This window comes from Streptomyces sp. NPDC017246, assembly GCF_044331325.1.
In the GTDB taxonomy this organism is placed as follows: Bacteria; Actinomycetota; Actinomycetes; order Streptomycetales; family Streptomycetaceae; genus Streptomyces.
In genome coordinates this window covers 18235-33303 of sequence record NZ_JBIRMW010000002.1, presented here as the reverse complement: position 1 = coordinate 33303, position 15069 = coordinate 18235, and the positions used below count along the sequence as shown (strand labels likewise).

The following is a 15069-nucleotide window of genomic DNA, read 5'->3' as shown; positions in this document are numbered from 1 at the left end:
TCTCCTGGTTACTGGCCGCCCATGAGGTCGTCGAGCCGGCCGTCTTCACGGGCCTTGTCGATCGCCTCAGGGGTCATGGACTTGAGGTCTGCTCGGGTGAGCTGCTTCGGCCGGGACGCCTTGCGCGCCGCTCCGCCGTCGCCGGTGCCCTGGAACCTCTTCGCCGGTGCGGCTGCCAGGTAGGGCTTGGACTTGATCAGTTCCTCGATCGCCTCGGCGATCTCTTCGCTGTCGACGTTGCCGTCGTTGTCGACCTCGAAGGTGTCGAGGTCGAGGAATCGGTAGGCGTCGGCCGGGTCGGCGAGCTTCCCCGCCGCGGCGGCCTTCACCTCGGCCCGGATGATCCGGGTGTTCGCCTTGGACAGGGCGGCGGTCTCGGCATCGCGCCGGACCTTCTCCGCCTCGTCGACGGTGTCCTTCTCGGCCAGGCGCTGCTCGAGCTCCTTGGCCCGGTCCCGCTCGGCGCGCCACTTGCCCTTCATCGACGCCAGGGCCCGCTTGCCCTTGTCGCCGAGCGCATCGGCGCCGTCCTCCTCGCCGTCGCCGGCGGCGCCCTCCTCGCTGCCGTCGCCGTCGCCGTCGCCGTCCTCCTCGTCGGTCCCGTCGGTCCCGTCGGTGCCGTCGGTGCCGTCGGTGCCGTCGCCCTCGGCCCCGTCGCCACCGTCGGCGTAGAGGACCGGCGAGAACGGGCTGGCGGCGTAGGGGTGAGTCCAGCCGGACGCGTGCGCGCGGGCGTGGCGGGGCAGGGTGCTGCGGTCCATGTGGGTCTCCCGTTGCGGGTGTGGGGCCCGGGGCGTTGCGCCCAGGGCGGGTCAGACGATGTAGCCGTGGAACCGGAGCAGCCGGACGGCGTGGTCGCGGTCGCCGTCGGCCTGCTTGTAGATCTCCTCAGGCATGAGGCGGGGCCGGCGGCTGCGCGCCCGGGCAGCGGTCTCGGCGGTGAAGCGCTGGCCGCCCGCCTTCTGGAAGTCCCGGAGCCGCTGCCCGGCGATGCCCCGGCGGGTGATGCCCTCCGACGTCTTGAGGATCTTCTGCCCGTAGACGACGGCGCTGTCCATGCCGCGGCGGGCGTTGACGACCTGCGCAATGTCGGCGCCCTCGTTGATGGCCTTGACCGCGGCCTCGCCGAACGTGCGCTTCTTCTCCGCCTCGGACATCCGGTCGAACATGTCCTTGGCGTCGACCGGCTCGGGCCGGTGGTCGCGGGTCACCGGCTCCATGCCGCAGTGACAGCGCGGGTGCCGGGCGAACGCCTTGGACACGCCGTACTCGCGGCCGGCCAGGACGATGCACCGGCTGCAGGCACCGGACTCGACAACGCGGACGTAGGACGTGACGGCCGGTCGGGAGACCATGCCGACCGAGTCCGCGGCCCTGCCCGCGTCCGCGACGGCCGTGCGGGCGATGACGTCGAGGACGGCCTCCCCTCGGGCCATCGCGTGGGCGACGGGCACGCCACTGGTGACCTGGCGCAGCGCGGTCCACATCGGGGCCAGGAGGACCTCGGCAAGCGGGGTCCCGTCGCCGTCCACTCCGGCGAACATCGCGGGCACCATCTCGATGTCCTGCTCGTCCTCGCCGGACGGGCCGAGGAGGGCGAGCAGCCACGGGGCGGTTGCCTGCGCCGCGGCGAGCTGCCCGCCGGACACGATCGCCAGCACGCGGGCGAGGAGGGCGAGCCAGGACGAACGGATCGCGTCGCGGTCGACCTCCCGCCACAGCTGCCTCGAAGCGCGGGCCGCGGCCGCCGCGAGCCGCTCGCGCGCCTCCTGGTGGGCGGCCGCCAAGGGCGGCGGGCTCACGCCGCGTCCTCGGCGCCGGGCTCGCCCTCCTCGGCGGCGGGTGCCGGCGGCCCGGTGGCGGCGATCATCTGGCGGCTGATCTCGGTGACCGGGTCCATCTCCAGCTCGGCCTCCTTCATCGCCAGCATGTCGGCGACCTCGGTGGGCGTCAGGCCGTACTTGAGTGCCAGCCACTGGAAGGGGAAGCCGAGCTGCTTGAGCTTGAGCAGCGCGTCGGCCATCTGCGCATGGCTGCGGGACTCGGAGTCCGCCCACAGCACGCGGCCCGAGCGCAGCGCGCGGGCCTTGGCCTCCTGCCCCTTCGCCAGGGCGATCAGGCGGGCGACCTCGCGCAGGCCCTGGCCGAACCACAGCTTCTTCTCGTCGCACCTCTGAACGAGGCCGGTCTCCGCGGCGAGCAGGGAATCGGCCGACAGGTTGGCCATTTTTCCGATCAAGTAGTGCTGCGGGGTGCGGGTCTGGGCGGCGAGGTGGCCGACGGCGACCTCGATGATCCCGGTGTACATGGCGAGGTTCGCGGCCTGCCACTGGTCGATCTTGGTGTCCTTGCCGGAGAACATCATCACGCGGTCGACGGCGAACTTCTGGATGTCGACCAGCTGCTTGCCGACGATCTCACCCGCGCTGTTGAGCTTCGGAATCGTCGGCGGCTCGGCGCCGAGGATGACGCGCTGCGGGAACGACGCGTAGTCGGATGCGGTGAAGAGCTGCGCCCACAGGAGGTTGATGGCGTCCTGCATGGCGATGACGCCCTGGACGTCGGACATGGGCTCGTCCACCAGCATCGGCTTGTTCGGCAGCTCCACCATCGGCACGAGGCCCATCGGGTTGGGCTGCGGGTTCGGCTCGTCGCCCATGTCCCGCGGCTGCCAGCCCTTGAGCTCCTCGTCGACGTCGGCCATCTGCGGCGACTTGTCCTGACGCGCGAGCGGCCGGCAGAACTTCCACACCTCATCCGGCAGGTACAGGGTGGCGTAGTCCTCGTTACCGTCCTGCCAGCGCTTGAGCGCGGCACGGCGGCGGGTACGGGAGCCGGGTTCGTAGGCCACGATGGACTGCGAGGCGTCCTCGAACGTCACGACCGGCATGTCCGGGTCGTCGGGGTCGCCCCACACCAGCACGAAGCAGCGCGCGCCGGTCACCGCGCCGAGGAACCCGAGCTGCGAGTCGGAGTCCAGGCCGTTGACCTGCCACACCTCCCACAGATCCTTGTCCGCTTGCATCTCACCCGAGGCGAGGAACCCCGTCACGGTAAGCCGCTCGACCGGGCTGTCGGCGACGACCTGCGTCCAGTTGTCGGAGAAGTCGCGGTAGCGGTTGCCGTGGAACTTCGCGAACTCATCGCTGGCGAACTTGAGCCGGTGCTTGCCGCGGTAGTAGTCGGTGTGGACGTCGATGCGGCCGCGCCGCCGGATCAGCTCGTTCTCCAGCAGCGCGACCAGCTGGAGGGCTTGTGCCTCCGTAGCCATGGGCCCTCCTCATCCGCCGTAGTAGTAGGACTGCACCCGCTCGGCCAGGCCGGCGGCGATGACGTCGCCGAGGGCCTCGTGGGCGAGGATGCTGGCGACGGTGGCGTCGATCTTCTGGGGCACGGACGCCTTGCGCAGGACGTAGCGGTCCATCGGCCTGCTGGCCGCGCGGGTGTTGGCGATGTGCCCCTCGGTGATCTCGCACCCGTCGTGCGTGAAGGCGGGCGCCCCGGGGCTGTTGCGCTTCGTCACGTCGGTCTTGAGCCGCTCGGCCGCCGAGTGCATCTGGACGATGCGCCGGGTGTACCAGCGGATGACGCGCTCCTCGCCGTACTTGTCGACCCAGTCGTCGACCTCGGTCTCCCAGTACGGCGGGTCCGCGTACAGCCGGACGACGTCGTAGCGGGCCATCAGCTGGCCCATCGCGGCCTGGACCTCGGCGCGCGGGACCTGCCCGCCGTAGTCGGCCGGATTCCAGATCGTCGGCTCGTCGTTGACTCCGTACAGCGGGGTGAACTGGTAGCCGTCCATCGTCTCGGCGCGGATCGCGGTCCAGTCGTCCACGTCGGAGCCGTCGAACCCGAGGACGATCCGGGTGAACGGGCGCACGCGGCGGGGCTTGGCCTTCGCCGCCCACTTCGCTCCGTCCAGCCACGACGAGGCGCCGGCCACGCACCGGTTGCCGAAGAACCGCTCGGCCTGCGCCGGATCCTTCTCCATGATCTCGGCGGCCTCGGCCTCGATGGCGTCCAGGTCGACATGCGACGAGCCCGCATAGACCACGGTGTGGATCTTCCGGCGGTCCCGCTTGTTGCCGTAGGACAGGGTCTTGGGTGCCTGCGGGTGGTACCGGAAGATGTCGCGTGCCTTGGCCTCGGATGTCGTCTGTGCGACCGAGTTCTCCGACGGGTCCCACCCGTTGGTGGTCTCCATGCTCCTGCCGCCCATGCCGGCGGTGCCGCGGCGCTGGGTCTCGGCGACGCGGCGCAGCTTGTTCGCCGTGTTGTAGAGGCCGGTCTCGTCCTGGAGGGCGAAGATGATCGGGTTGCCGAGGCGGGACAGAGCCGAGGAGGTGACGACGTCGATGCGTCCGTCGTCGCCGACCCGGGTGAACTCCTCGCCGGTCTGCATCACTTCCGCGAGCGGGCCTCGCCGGACCATGCTGCGCAGCGGCCGGTAGACGTTCGCGACCTGGTCCTCGGACGTCGCGGTGAGCTGGATCAGCGGCGTCGGCCAGGACGTGCCCATCGGCTCGCCAGGCTCGTAGTCGTACCACCAGCCGCAGCCGCAGCCGTGGTCGGAACACCGGTACCGCTCGCCGCCCTTGGCCCACCCGTCGAAGACCACGGGCCCGGCGGCCTCGGCGAGCACGATGGTGGCGGACCACGGGCCCTTGCCCGTCTTCTGCGGGGCGACGACCTGTGAGCGCCGGTAGTGGAACGCGGGCGCGAGCTGGCCTACCGTGGCCGTCGGGCGGACCCGGTAGTGGTTGACGGTGCACCACAGCTGCCACGGGTACAGCTCCATGCGCTCACCAGCGCGGAAGCCGTCGGGGACCGGGCAGTGTTCCTCAATCCAGTCCGGGACGATCCACAGGGTGGGGAAATCGACGAGGAACTCGGCGCCCGCCTCAGGCACCTTCGCCACTGGGCACGACCTTGAGCCGGTCCCGCGCCGACGGGCGGCGGACAGGCTCGACGTTGACGGCCGGGCCGACAGGCTCGGCCTCCTCGACAGCCGGGGCGATCTTCCAGCGGTTGCGGTTCATGCCCGCCACGCTCAGCCCGAGACTGTCGAGGTAGCTGCGGATCATCTTCTTCACGTCGACCCGGGCCTCGGGGGTCTCCGCCTCGGCGAGGGTCCGGACGAACAGTGCGACCTCGAGCTCCTGGCCCATGTCCGCCCACGCGACGCCCTGCGGCTTGGCCCACAGCTCTTCCCAGAGGTCGACCTCGCGGTCGGTCGGGGCCGTCAGCGGCCACTCGGGCGGCTCGGCCTGGCGGCCCTCCGCCGGCAGCGTCCGCCATCCACCCTTGTCGGCGGCCTTCGTGCTGCGCAGGGACCTCGGGTCCGGCGGCGGCCCGGAGACCGCGCGTGCTCCTCCACGGGGCATGGTCGATCACTCCTCGTCGCTGCGTTGCGCAGCACTGAGAGCCGTCACCTTGCGTGATCGGCTGGGACCCTCTGAACCCGGCTCGCCCCTCGGCGCCCTCCCCCGCGCTCTGCACCCCCTGGCCGGCCGGGGTCACCCCCCTGGGTCCGGTCGCGGAGCGTGACGTGGTCGCGGGTCAGTGACCGAAGGTGTCGCGGGCGGTCTTGCGGCTGTGGTGCGCCTTGCTCATGGCCTGCCAGTTGTCCGGGTCGTAGCCGCGCGGACCGAGGGGTCCGAGGCCGTCGATGTGGTCGACCTCGGTGGCCAGGTCGCGCTGCAGGGGAGGCAGCGGAGCGCAGTCGTCGCACTCGCAGTACGGGTGGTCTTCGAGGTAGGCGGCGCTGGCTCTGAGCCATCGCCTGTCGTAGCCCCGGGAGTGCGAGGTGGGTCGGTCTGCTCGGGCCTGTGTCTGGCAGGTGGGGCATCGACCCTGGGGGGTCAGGTTCGGGCACCCGGGGGTGGGGCACACCTGGAGGGCCTGACGTCGAGACATCAGGCGATGTCGAGCGTGCCAGTGGAGACGAGGATCCCGCGCGCTCCGAGCGTGGTGGCGGACTCCGCCGCGCACGCCCGTAGCGCCGATGCCTCCTCCTCGCTCGCCTGGTCGATGACGATGGCGAACGGGGTGGTGGTGTCGTCCCCGCGGTGCTCCATGGGGAGTTCGAGGATCTGGATGCGGGCCATGGTCGCCTCCGGTGCGGGAAGGCCCGTCCACGTCGGGGATCGTGGACGGGCCGGTCTGAGGGCACACGAAAGGCCCCGTCCGAAGGAGCGGGGCCCGGTGCTTGCCGTGCCGTTTCTGGGCATGGCTGTAGGCGGAAAGCGTGGCGCATGAATCGCTCCAGGTCAAGCGACCTTGACGGCGCGCATGAATCGCTCCAGGTCAAGCGACCTTGACGGCGCGCTGCCCGGCACGGGTTGGCTTGGCCGCAGCGCGGGCAGCCTGGACGTCCTCGACGCGGAACACCGGGCGCCCGGGCGAGCCGCCGCAGCGGGTGAGGATCCCGCGGCGGACCCAGTCGCGGATGGTCGCGGGCTGGACGCCGGCGGCGAGTGCGGCGAGGGAGGTGGTGAGGGTGCCGGAGGGCGGGTGTACGTACTCCATGATCCCCATCATGCCCCTGCCCCCGTCGGGGCGCTGTTCCCGACGAGGGCAGGTTCTGAGTCGCGCGGGCAGCCTGTCCGCAATCGAACTGTTGGTCCGCTCACGGTACGAGCGCCCACTGACATTCAGTGGCTGTGCGGCGGGTGCCACCAGCCGCACGTGCCGCAGTACACGAGCTCTACCGCGACACGGATGAGGGCGTGGATGTGGCGTCGCATGGGGTCTCCAGGGTGGCCTACGGCCTGCTCTACGCGGGGTCTACAGCCCCTTCCGGGGCTGGCTGACCTGCGTCTACAGGTTCGGCAGGGGGGTCTACGGGTGTGGGGGAGAGGAGGGCTGCGACGTCGGCGGCCTTGATGCCGCTGCGCCCGGTCTCGTCGCCGATGCGGAGGCTCTTGTGGATGGGGACCTCGCACCGGACGAGGAGCGCGCGGAGGCGGGTGTCGTCGAGGTGCGCGGCGGCCGGGCGGGACTGGAACTCGGCGTAGAGCGCGCGGACGTGGATGCCGGGCCGGTCGCCGATGAGGGCCTGGACGCCGAGGAGGAAGCGCCGCCGCAGCTCCTCCTCGGTGGGCGGTACGGGAGGGACGGGCCGTCCGGCACGCCAGGCCGCGAGCCCGTAGGCCCCTGCGGCGAGGGCGAGGAGCCGCGGCTGGTCGTTCGCGGTCCGCCAGGCCATGAGGCTGCCGAGTGCTGCTCCGCTGATCCGGCCGGTGAGCGTCCAGGCTCGGGCGCGGGCGAGGAGCTCGCGGTGGCCGGCGGCGAGGCGGCGGGGGTGGATGCGATGGACTGCGAGGCGGGGCCGCCCGCGCCCCCATCGGGGGACGGGCGGCAGTTCGAGGGTGTCGGCCTCGGGGTCGGTGCCCACGGTCAGACGGTGCCGGCGAGGTTGGCGACCATCTGGGCGATGCTGCCGAAGAGGATGCCGACCTGGGCGCCGATCTGGGTGCCGCTCAGGGAGAGGCCGAGGCCGAGGCAGACGATGCCGGGGGCGATGTGGAGCTTCTTGGTCTTGTCGCCGTGCTTGAACATCCACCAGGCGATGCCGCTGAGGGCGAGGACGAGGAGGACGGAGATGGGGACGGATCCGGTCTGTCCGGTGACGGCGGCGGGGGCGGCCATGCCGTGGACGCTGGCGGTGTCGATGGCGGCGAGGAGGGTGGTGTTCATGGAGGGGTCCTCAGTAGGAGAGCGCGACGGTCGCGGCGACGAGCAGGAGGGCGGCGAGGGTGAGGCGCGCGGTGATGCGGCGCATGGTGGACCCGGCCGGGGCGAGGCGGCAGGCGAGGATGCCGAGGGGGATGCCGTAGAGGCTGTAGTAGCCGAGGACGTGGTAGGTGATCACTTCGCGGCTGCCCGCAAAGTGATCGCTTCGCGATGCTCGGCGAGGGCGGCGCGGCGGACGCGGCGGCCGTAGGTATCGCTCTTGCCGAGGCGTTGGCCGATGGCGGTTCCGGTGAGTTCCGGTTCGGCGGCGAGCCAGTTCCGGGCGTCGGTCACCTGACGGTTGAACGTGGTGTTGCTGGTGTCCTCGGACTCGATGTCGTCGGCACCGGAACCAGCGGGCGGAACCAGCGGAACCAGGGGCGGTTCCGGGTGCTCCTCGGCCCCCTCGCCAGCGGCCTGGAGTTCTTCCCGGGGTCGGGAAAAAGGCAGGTCACGGCTGGTTCCGGCCGGTACCGCGAGGAGTTCCGCCACGGGCACCCACGGGCCGAGGACGGGCAGCGCGGGGACCTGCGGCAGCCGCTCCGGAACCATCGCGACGGGGGACGGTTCCGCCTCGACCTTGATCGGTTCCGGTGCCGGTTCCGGTCGCGTCTCGACGGCCGCGAGGGCCTGGTGGATCTGCCGCATGAGGGCGCCGAACGCGAGGAGCGCGGCGGTCGGCGGAACCGCGGCCACGACGTAGTCGAGAAGCGGAACCGAGCCGGGGTCCCGGGTTCCGGTGACGCCCGCGACGTTCAGCACGATCGAGCCGACCGACCCGACCGCCGTAAGGGCGATCGCCCAGCCGTCGACCTGACGCCTCAGCGCGGCCCGCAGCATGAGGAGTTCTCCCGCGACGATGAACAGGTCCAGGGTGGCGGGCCACGCCCAAGCGCGTTCGGTGGCCTGCCCGAGGCCGTGGGCCAGGGCGACCTCGGCGAGGTGGGCGTAGGAGAGCCAGAACGCGGCGCCGGTCAGGGTAATGATGACGAGGCCGGCGGCGACCGCCAGGGCCTGGGAGGGGGTGAGCTTCACTTCCCGCCCTCCTCGGCCTGGATCGCTGCGAGCTGGTCGGCGAGGGTCCGCAGGTGGATCGCGTGCACGGTCAGCGTGGCTGCGAGCTGCCGGACGTCGGTGGGGTCCAGGGTGGCGGAATAGCCGGTCTGCTCGACGTACAGGCCGGTCCGGCGCCGATCGGGGTCGGGAACGAACGGGTCCTGGCTGAGCATGGCGACGAGCAGGGTGTCGCCCGCGAAGGCGAAGGCGTGTTCGGCTCCGGTGTGGGTGACGTCGATGCGGTAGCCGGGGGTGCGGCCACTGTGCCCGGTGCACCATCCCGGCTCGGGCAGGGTGACGTTGCCGTGGTCGAGGGTCGGGAGGGTGATGGGGCGCTTCACTGGTCCTCCTCGGCGTCGAGTGCGGCGAGGAGGGATCGGAGCCTGAGGTCGAGGGCGACGGCGGCCCTGAGCATGTCGTCGTGGTCGTGGATGCTGGCGGTGGCATGCTCGTCCAGGGTTTCCAGAGCGAGGCGTCGGGCCAGGTCGAGTGGCAGCGTCTCGTCGGGGCCGGGCAGGTCGCCCAGTTGGTCGAGGCCGGCGGTGGTCACGGTGGTCACTGAATGACCCCCTCGGCGATGAGGCGGAGGAGGGCGGCGTACTCGCCGCGGGTCTGCCGTTCGCGGACGGGGGGCATCGCGGCGAGGAGGTCCTGCTCGGCGGCGAACGCGGCTTCGGTGGGCCCGTGGAGGCGTTCGGCGAGGACGAGGGGCCGCGCGAGACGGATGGCCTCGTGCATGGCGGCGCCCGGCTGGACCCGGTCGAGGGTGTCGGCGAGCTGGCCGAGGAGCTTGCGGGTCTCGTCGCTGAGGACGGGGGTGGGCTGTGTCATCGGGCACCGCCGCGGGCGGTGATGGTTCCGGTGACGCCAGCCTCGGTGGCGCGCACGGTGATGGTGCGGCCGTCATGGCGGCGGGTGGTGCCGACGGCGATGAGTCGGCGGTCGGGACTGGCCAGAGTTGTGCGGGCCGTCACAACGGAGGGAGGATGCAGTTGGTCCATGACGAGGTCTCTTCTCGTTCGTGGGCAAGTGCCGGTGCGTGTCAGCGCTCCGGGGCGTTGGGAGTCGGGCGACGCGCGCGCCTCTCAGGTGTTCCAGCACCTGGGAGAGCTGTCGGCCGGCTCCCGCTCTGCGTTATGCGGTTGTGTGAGGGCCTGCCGTGGCGGGCCCGTTCTTCTTGATCGCGTTGTCGACGGCGGTCCAGCTCTTGCCGAGGTCCTGCGCGACCTTGTAGACGCTGCCGAGCTCGGCGACCCCTTCGACCAGGGCTGCCGCTCGGCGCTTGGCGGCTTGAGAGACCTGGAGCTGGAGCTGTTCCAGCAGCTCTTCCTCCAGGCGTACACGTTCCCGCCAGGGCTTCGTATCCATCACTGAGACGTTATCACAGGGAGGGTGTGATAGTCGAGAGCTTGGCACGTCAACTCGCCTGTTCTAGACGTGCGTTCGATGCCTCGTAGTCGATCCACTCCCGCAGCTCACCCCACTCGTGAGGCTCGAACGCGCACCCGCACCACCGGCACGTCACCGCCCGCTCGCCGGGGTAGTGCCGCAGCACCGCCCCGCACACCACCCCGGAGGGGTCGGCGGCCGGGCACTTCCCGAGCCGGGTCCCACACTCCTCGATCAGCCGCGGGTGCACGATGCTCGCGGCCGCGCCGTGGAGGTCTCGGATCTCCCGCGCGAACTGCCCTGCCTCGGGCCAGCAGCGCGCCGCCCAGTCCACGGAGTAGGCGAGGGCGGCGGCTGCGGCAGTGACACGGTGTGGGATCCCTGCAGTGAGCACCGGGGCCGACCAGCGGCGGGCGGCGTGCATGGCCGAGCGCCAGTCCTCAAGGATCCCAACGATCCCTCCGGGGCCCCGGAGATCGAGAACGTGCTCCGATACGGGCAGGGCGCCGTCCACAGCCTGTGCATGGCCGCCGTGCTGGGCGCCCCGCGCGGCGGGCGTCAGGAAGGCGGCGAGACCTCTGTACAGGGCGGGCATGCGGTGCAGCTGCTCGGTGAGGACAGGGGCGCACCTGGCGCAGAGGTAGTCGTCGGTCTGGTTGGTCTCGCAGAGCTGGCAGGTCATGGCGTCCTCTCCGGGTGGGCGGCCGCGTTCCAGCGCGGCCGCCCTGGTGGGTCTGGTTAGAACGGGGGCTCGTCGGAGTAGCTGGGCGCCGCCTGGGCCGGGGCGGGAGCGGGCTGTGCGGAGCCCCAGCCGCCGGGCGCCGGCTGCCCATCCTGCTTGCCGCCGCCGGGCGGGTTCTTCGTCACGGTGGCGGAGGCGCGGAGCAGGGAGGGGCCGACCTCGTCGACGTCGATCTCGTACACGGTCCGCTTCACCTGCTCGCGGTCCTCGTAGGACCGCTGCTTGAGGCGGCCCTGGACGATGACGCGCATGCCGCGCTGGAGGGACTCGGCAACGTTCTCGGCGGCCTGGCGCCAGACCGAGCAGGTGAGGAACAGGCCCTCGCCGTCCTTCCACTCGTTGGTCTGGCGGTCGAAGACGCGGGGGGTGGACGCGATGCGGAACTTCGCGACGGCGGCGCCGGCGGGCGTGAAGCGGAGCTCGGGGTCGTCGACGAGGTTGCCGACGATCGTGATCGTGGTCTCTCCAGCCATCAGTTGGACTCCTTCTCGGGGGCGGGGCGATACGGGCTGGCGTCGGGGTGGCCGGGCGCCAGGAAGCTGCCGAGCTCGCTCTGGTCGTAGGGCTCCGCGTGCCCGTCGGCGTTGGCGATGAGCGGCAGGGCGTAACCGTGACGGTCGACGACCCAGGCGACCACGGGGTCCGGGGCGGCGCCGTCGGGGTAGGCGACGCTCCAGCCCTGGCCCGGCACAACTCCGGCCACGCTGCTCTCGGCCTCCTGTAGGCCGCGGAAGTGGGGCAGGCTCGCGGCGGGCACGCGCTGGCCGGCGCGGCGGTCGACGACGAGGGCGTCGCCGTCGTGGCTCCATCCGTCGACGGGCAGGTACCGGCCGGGCTTCTTGTTCTCGATCTGCTCGGCGGTGCGGTAGGCGGCGAGCCATCCGGTGGGGCTGGTGGGGAGGGACACGGGGTCTCCTTCAGGGCCTGGGGGGGGACAGGGGGGACACCGTTTGTCCCCCCTCCTCTCGCGCGGTACGCGAGTCGAGATGTAGTTGATCTTGATCTTCTTTAAGTGCAGGTCAGAGGGTTACTTGCATCTGCAATAGTTTCGATGTGCAACCACTTGAGGTGTTCTGAGAGGGAGACAGGGGGGACAAACGCTGTCCCCCCGTCCCCCCTGTCCCCCCCCCTGTCCCCCCTCATGAAGGGGGGACAGGACCGGGCGGGAACTGGCCGGACTCCTCGAGGATCCACTCCCGCAGGACGGCGTAGGCGAGCGCGTCGTTCACGTACTTCTTGTCTCGGCCGGCGGCCCGGGCGCGCACCGACTTGCGTGTCTGCGGGCCATGTTCGCGGGCCAGGACCGCGATGCGTCTGGCCATCCGTTCGACGGCCCGGTCCGTCCGTGCGTCCTCGGCCTGCTTCTTCGCGTCGTCGACCCGCACCTCTTCCTCGATGCGGGCTGTGGTGCGCTTCTCCTGCTCCAGCCGCCGCTGGGCCGCGCTGTACGCCAGGATTGCGTCGCGCGTCGCGGAGGAGGACTGCCACAGCATCAGCGCCAACTGCCAGTCTTCGACGGTCACGTGGCGGCGCCCGGCGAGAATGGCCAGCAGAGAGGCGAGCTTCACCCGCATGACGGGGGCCTGCGAGTCGAACTGGTTCAGCTCGGCCGGGTCGGCCTGCCCGCGGGCCTTGGCGAGGTCGGCCGCGCGGAGCTCGGCCTTGATGGACTCGTCGAACGACACGAGGCAGAAACGGCTCGCCTCGTCGGCCGGCCCCGCGGCGGCCGCGTCCCTCCACGCGAGGAGCTCCCCGGGCCACGGGGGCTGGACGTCTGGGATCGAGGGGTCGATGACCTGCACCCAGACGAACCGCTGTGGCGTGCCCTCGGCGACTTCCTCGAACAGCGGGGCGACGGTCTCGGGCTGGAAGCCGACCAGCAGGCCGAGGCTGTACGAGCCGCTGGGGATGTACCGGCTGGTGTCCTTCGAGGCGTTGGTCTGCCCGAGGGTCTGGCCGACGGCGGCGCTGCGCAGCGTCTCGCCGAGGGTGGACCCGGAGCGCTCCTTCATGAGGCGGGTGATGGTGGCGCCCTCGTCGACGTAGAAGAAGGCGTTGTGCCGCACCTGCTTGCGCACGGTGACGGTGACCGGGGTCTCGGTGCCCCCGCGCCCGCGGCGGACTTCGCCGGTCTCCTCCTCGACGATGCCCATGAACACCTCGGCCAGGCCCTCGCCGGAGCCGAGGGGGAGCCCGTCGCGGAAGTCGAGGTCGGGCGGGGCGGGCATCAGCCGGTCGGCGACCTCGACGCCGGTGGACTTGCCGATGCCGGACGGGCCGATGACGCCGCCGAACAGGTTCAGCGAGGCGTACCCGGCGATGCCGGTGTCCGCGCGGATCCGGTGCGATACCAGAGACGAGAGCCGGGTAAGGACCGACAGGAGCGCGACGTCCCCGGACCGGCTGCGCGAGTGGCCGGCCTGCCGGATGTGCGCCAGCTCAGGGCGGGCCGCGTAGAACTCCTCGGGGATCAGGCCCGGCACAGGAGCCGGGCCGTCGGGCTCCCCGTCCTCGGCGTCGGGGGGCAGGGGCGGCTCGTCGAGCGAGCCCCACATATCGTCGGCCGGCGGGACGGGCACGTCGCGGCGCTGAGCCGGGGGGCGGCAGTGCTGCCGGACGCGGCCGAGCACCGCGACGGGCAGGGCCCGGGCGGCGGCCTGGGCGTCCTGGTCGAACGCGGCGCGCAGCACGTCGAGGGTGGCCTCGCGCTCGTTCCCGCCGTAGTAGAGGTGCGCCCACAGGGTGGGGACGGTGAGCTTGCGACCGGTCGGCTGCTGGCCGACGGGCAGACCAGCCCGCTCCGACCAGTTCACTGCCACGTGGTCGTCGCAGACGAGGCTGTATTCGCTGTCTGCTGCCCCCTCGGCCCCGGCGGGGCGCAACCACTTCTCCCGGCCGTCTGCGGCCGTGCCCCGGTAGGTCCAGCCCGCCGGCTCCAGGATGTCCCGGAACGCCAGCTCGGCGGCGAGGATGTCGAAGACGCTCGTGCCCCTGTCGGTGCGCGGCAGCGTCGAGCGCTTCGGCATCGGGGCCGGGACCCGGGTGCGTCCGGTGCGGGTGTCGTGACGGGCCCGTTTCTCCGCGGCGGCCTTCTCCAGCAGAGCGCGGGCGTCCGGCTCCAGGCGGGCGACGGCCTCGCGCATGACCGCCAGGTCGACGGGGACGCCTGTGCCGGGGATGCTGCCCGTGAGGCGCGGCTCGGCCTTGCGGTTCACCGTGCCCGGGATCCGCATGAGCCGGTCGAGGTTGCCGATCTGCGTGTCCCAGCCGCAGCCGTGGGAGTACGCGGCCGCGCCGAGGACCGCCTGAAGGCCCATCGTGAGCCGCTCGGTCTCGGCCCGGTCGTCGTCGCTGCCGATGATGTGCCCCTGGTCGAGGACCCAGATCGGGTTGCAGCCACCCCCGGACAGCCACCAGCCGGACGGCTGGGGCAGCCCGGAGGCGAGGACGATCTCCTGCACGTGGTCGGCGTCGAGCGGGTGGGGCAGGTCGTCGAGGCCCGGCTTGTGGCCGGTCGTACCGAAGTCGCCGTCGGCCCACAAGAACGTGAGGCCGTGCGCGAGGTCCTTCCCGCCACGCCCTTCCGCAGGGCGGTCGCGGAGGGTCGTCACCTGGGCGTACACGCCCTTGGCCGCGCGGCGGTCGAGCGCGACGGCGTACTGCGTGGCCGCCTCGATCCCCGCGGCGTCGGTGGTAAACCGCTTCCCGGCCCAGCCGTCCTTGTCGGAACAGATGCTGAGCAGCCCGGGGACGTCCTGGAAGTGGTACGCGAGGGACTCGCGGACGAGCTGCTCGTCGGCGACGAGCCCGGCGCCGGGCGGGGCTTGGGTCACTGGTGAACCGCCGGGAAGTAGTAGACGCCGGTCGGACCGCCGACGCACCGCGAGCGCCGGAGGCAGACGCGCGGAGCTGAGGCGCGGCCGGCGGGGTGGATGTGCTGGTGGTCGCAGAACGGGCAGGCAACGACGAGGAGGACGTGCTCCTCGCTGTCCTCGTCGAGGGCGTCGCGGTAAGGGACGAGGCGTGCGGGGGCGGCGGCCAGGCTGAGGCGGGAGGTCGGCGCCGGGCGCGGCGCTGGTGGCCGCCCGGTGTCCCCCTCGAAGAGCGGGAGGGTGGTGGTGCTGTTCACGAACGTGCTCTCTTCTGCA

General features: G+C 71.8%; 22 protein-coding genes. All 22 read right to left on the bottom strand.

Annotated features, from left to right (window positions below; genetic code table 11):
* Positions 1–8: 8 nt before the first annotated feature.
* The 22 genes from ACH4MY_RS04765 to ACH4MY_RS04660 all read right to left on the bottom strand — a co-directional run bounded on the left by ACH4MY_RS04765 (position 9) and on the right by ACH4MY_RS04660 (position 15050).
* The gene (locus tag ACH4MY_RS04765; RefSeq protein WP_397997562.1) at positions 9–761 is read right to left on the bottom strand and encodes a hypothetical protein; all 753 of its coding nucleotides are present in this window, start codon (positions 759–761) and stop codon (positions 9–11) included.
* Between the two features lie 51 nt (positions 762–812).
* Positions 813–1802, bottom strand: coding sequence for a hypothetical protein (locus tag ACH4MY_RS04760; protein ID WP_397997559.1), 990 nt, complete (start codon positions 1800–1802; stop codon positions 813–815).
* Positions 1799–3271 carry a phage portal protein gene (locus tag ACH4MY_RS04755; protein WP_397997556.1) on the bottom strand — a complete coding sequence of 491 codons (1473 nt, stop codon included), beginning with the start codon at positions 3269–3271 and terminating at the stop codon, positions 1799–1801. Before ACH4MY_RS04755 ends, ACH4MY_RS04760 begins: the two co-directional genes overlap by 4 nt.
* Before the next feature lie 9 nt (positions 3272–3280).
* Positions 3281–4918 (bottom strand): hypothetical protein, encoded by a 1638-nt coding sequence (locus ACH4MY_RS04750; protein ID WP_397997553.1) that lies wholly within the window; start codon positions 4916–4918, stop codon positions 3281–3283.
* A complete protein-coding gene (locus ACH4MY_RS04745) occupies positions 4902–5384 on the bottom strand; it encodes a hypothetical protein (protein WP_397997551.1) in 483 nt (160 codons plus the stop codon). The genes ACH4MY_RS04750 and ACH4MY_RS04745 overlap by 17 nt, the downstream gene beginning before the upstream one ends.
* A 175-nt stretch (positions 5385–5559) precedes the next feature.
* Complete coding sequence (locus tag ACH4MY_RS04740) at positions 5560–5916, bottom strand: HNH endonuclease signature motif containing protein (protein ID WP_397997548.1); 357 nt, start codon at positions 5914–5916, stop codon at positions 5560–5562.
* Entirely contained in the window at positions 5916–6107 is a 192-nt protein-coding gene (locus tag ACH4MY_RS04735; RefSeq protein ID WP_397997545.1) for a hypothetical protein, read from the bottom strand. The genes ACH4MY_RS04740 and ACH4MY_RS04735 overlap by 1 nt, the downstream gene beginning before the upstream one ends.
* A gap of 199 nt (positions 6108–6306) precedes the next feature.
* Positions 6307–6528 carry a hypothetical protein gene (locus tag ACH4MY_RS04730; RefSeq protein WP_397997542.1) on the bottom strand — a complete coding sequence of 74 codons (222 nt, stop codon included), beginning with the start codon at positions 6526–6528 and terminating at the stop codon, positions 6307–6309.
* Positions 6529–6775: 247 nt separating this feature from the next.
* Positions 6776–7396, bottom strand: coding sequence for a hypothetical protein (locus tag ACH4MY_RS04725; RefSeq protein WP_397997539.1), 621 nt, complete (start codon positions 7394–7396; stop codon positions 6776–6778).
* Between the two features lie 2 nt (positions 7397–7398).
* Positions 7399–7698, bottom strand: a complete 300-nt coding sequence (locus ACH4MY_RS04720; protein WP_397997537.1) for a hypothetical protein — start codon at positions 7696–7698, stop codon at positions 7399–7401.
* A gap of 10 nt (positions 7699–7708) precedes the next feature.
* Entirely contained in the window at positions 7709–7873 is a 165-nt protein-coding gene (locus ACH4MY_RS04715) for a hypothetical protein (RefSeq protein ID WP_397997535.1), read from the bottom strand.
* Positions 7870–8769 carry a DUF2637 domain-containing protein gene (locus ACH4MY_RS04710; protein ID WP_397997532.1) on the bottom strand — a complete coding sequence of 300 codons (900 nt, stop codon included), beginning with the start codon at positions 8767–8769 and terminating at the stop codon, positions 7870–7872. The genes ACH4MY_RS04715 and ACH4MY_RS04710 overlap by 4 nt, the downstream gene beginning before the upstream one ends.
* Complete coding sequence (locus tag ACH4MY_RS04705; RefSeq protein WP_397997529.1) at positions 8766–9131, bottom strand: DUF6907 domain-containing protein; 366 nt, start codon at positions 9129–9131, stop codon at positions 8766–8768. The genes ACH4MY_RS04710 and ACH4MY_RS04705 overlap by 4 nt, the downstream gene beginning before the upstream one ends.
* Positions 9128–9349 (bottom strand): hypothetical protein, encoded by a 222-nt coding sequence (locus ACH4MY_RS04700; protein WP_397997526.1) that lies wholly within the window; start codon positions 9347–9349, stop codon positions 9128–9130. Before ACH4MY_RS04700 ends, ACH4MY_RS04705 begins: the two co-directional genes overlap by 4 nt.
* Entirely contained in the window at positions 9346–9621 is a 276-nt protein-coding gene (locus ACH4MY_RS04695) for a hypothetical protein (protein WP_397997523.1), read from the bottom strand. Before ACH4MY_RS04695 ends, ACH4MY_RS04700 begins: the two co-directional genes overlap by 4 nt.
* The gene (locus tag ACH4MY_RS04690; protein WP_397997521.1) at positions 9618–9791 is read right to left on the bottom strand and encodes a hypothetical protein; all 174 of its coding nucleotides are present in this window, start codon (positions 9789–9791) and stop codon (positions 9618–9620) included. Before ACH4MY_RS04690 ends, ACH4MY_RS04695 begins: the two co-directional genes overlap by 4 nt.
* A 133-nt stretch (positions 9792–9924) precedes the next feature.
* A complete protein-coding gene (locus tag ACH4MY_RS04685) occupies positions 9925–10158 on the bottom strand; it encodes a hypothetical protein (RefSeq protein WP_397997518.1) in 234 nt (77 codons plus the stop codon).
* Between the two features lie 49 nt (positions 10159–10207).
* The gene (locus ACH4MY_RS04680; protein WP_397997516.1) at positions 10208–10861 is read right to left on the bottom strand and encodes a hypothetical protein; all 654 of its coding nucleotides are present in this window, start codon (positions 10859–10861) and stop codon (positions 10208–10210) included.
* A gap of 56 nt (positions 10862–10917) precedes the next feature.
* The gene (locus tag ACH4MY_RS04675; RefSeq protein ID WP_397997513.1) at positions 10918–11394 is read right to left on the bottom strand and encodes a single-stranded DNA-binding protein; all 477 of its coding nucleotides are present in this window, start codon (positions 11392–11394) and stop codon (positions 10918–10920) included.
* A complete protein-coding gene (locus ACH4MY_RS04670) occupies positions 11394–11828 on the bottom strand; it encodes a hypothetical protein (RefSeq protein WP_397997511.1) in 435 nt (144 codons plus the stop codon). Before ACH4MY_RS04670 ends, ACH4MY_RS04675 begins: the two co-directional genes overlap by 1 nt.
* A 232-nt stretch (positions 11829–12060) precedes the next feature.
* Positions 12061–14754, bottom strand: coding sequence for a hypothetical protein (locus ACH4MY_RS04665; RefSeq protein ID WP_397997507.1), 2694 nt, complete (start codon positions 14752–14754; stop codon positions 12061–12063).
* Complete coding sequence (locus ACH4MY_RS04660; RefSeq protein ID WP_397997504.1) at positions 14751–15050, bottom strand: hypothetical protein; 300 nt, start codon at positions 15048–15050, stop codon at positions 14751–14753. Before ACH4MY_RS04660 ends, ACH4MY_RS04665 begins: the two co-directional genes overlap by 4 nt.
* Positions 15051–15069: the final 19 nt, after the last annotated feature.

Coding starts and splice junctions, on each gene's coding strand:
- ACH4MY_RS04675 (WP_397997513.1), bottom strand. CDS start 11,394: ATGGCTGGAGAGACCACGATCACGATCGTCGGCAACCTCGTCGACGAC.
- ACH4MY_RS04755 (WP_397997556.1), bottom strand. CDS start 3,271: ATGGCTACGGAGGCACAAGCCCTCCAGCTGGTCGCGCTGCTGGAGAAC.
- ACH4MY_RS04695 (WP_397997523.1), bottom strand. CDS start 9,621: ATGACACAGCCCACCCCCGTCCTCAGCGACGAGACCCGCAAGCTCCTC.
- ACH4MY_RS04690 (WP_397997521.1), bottom strand. CDS start 9,791: ATGGACCAACTGCATCCTCCCTCCGTTGTGACGGCCCGCACAACTCTG.
- ACH4MY_RS04765 (WP_397997562.1), bottom strand. CDS start 761: ATGGACCGCAGCACCCTGCCCCGCCACGCCCGCGCGCACGCGTCCGGC.
- ACH4MY_RS04680 (WP_397997516.1), bottom strand. CDS start 10,861: ATGACCTGCCAGCTCTGCGAGACCAACCAGACCGACGACTACCTCTGC.
- ACH4MY_RS04720 (WP_397997537.1), bottom strand. CDS start 7,698: ATGAACACCACCCTCCTCGCCGCCATCGACACCGCCAGCGTCCACGGC.
- ACH4MY_RS04685 (WP_397997518.1), bottom strand. CDS start 10,158: ATGGATACGAAGCCCTGGCGGGAACGTGTACGCCTGGAGGAAGAGCTG.
- ACH4MY_RS04745 (WP_397997551.1), bottom strand. CDS start 5,384: ATGCCCCGTGGAGGAGCACGCGCGGTCTCCGGGCCGCCGCCGGACCCG.
- ACH4MY_RS04740 (WP_397997548.1), bottom strand. CDS start 5,916: ATGTCTCGACGTCAGGCCCTCCAGGTGTGCCCCACCCCCGGGTGCCCG.
- ACH4MY_RS04735 (WP_397997545.1), bottom strand. CDS start 6,107: ATGGCCCGCATCCAGATCCTCGAACTCCCCATGGAGCACCGCGGGGAC.
- ACH4MY_RS04730 (WP_397997542.1), bottom strand. CDS start 6,528: ATGGAGTACGTACACCCGCCCTCCGGCACCCTCACCACCTCCCTCGCC.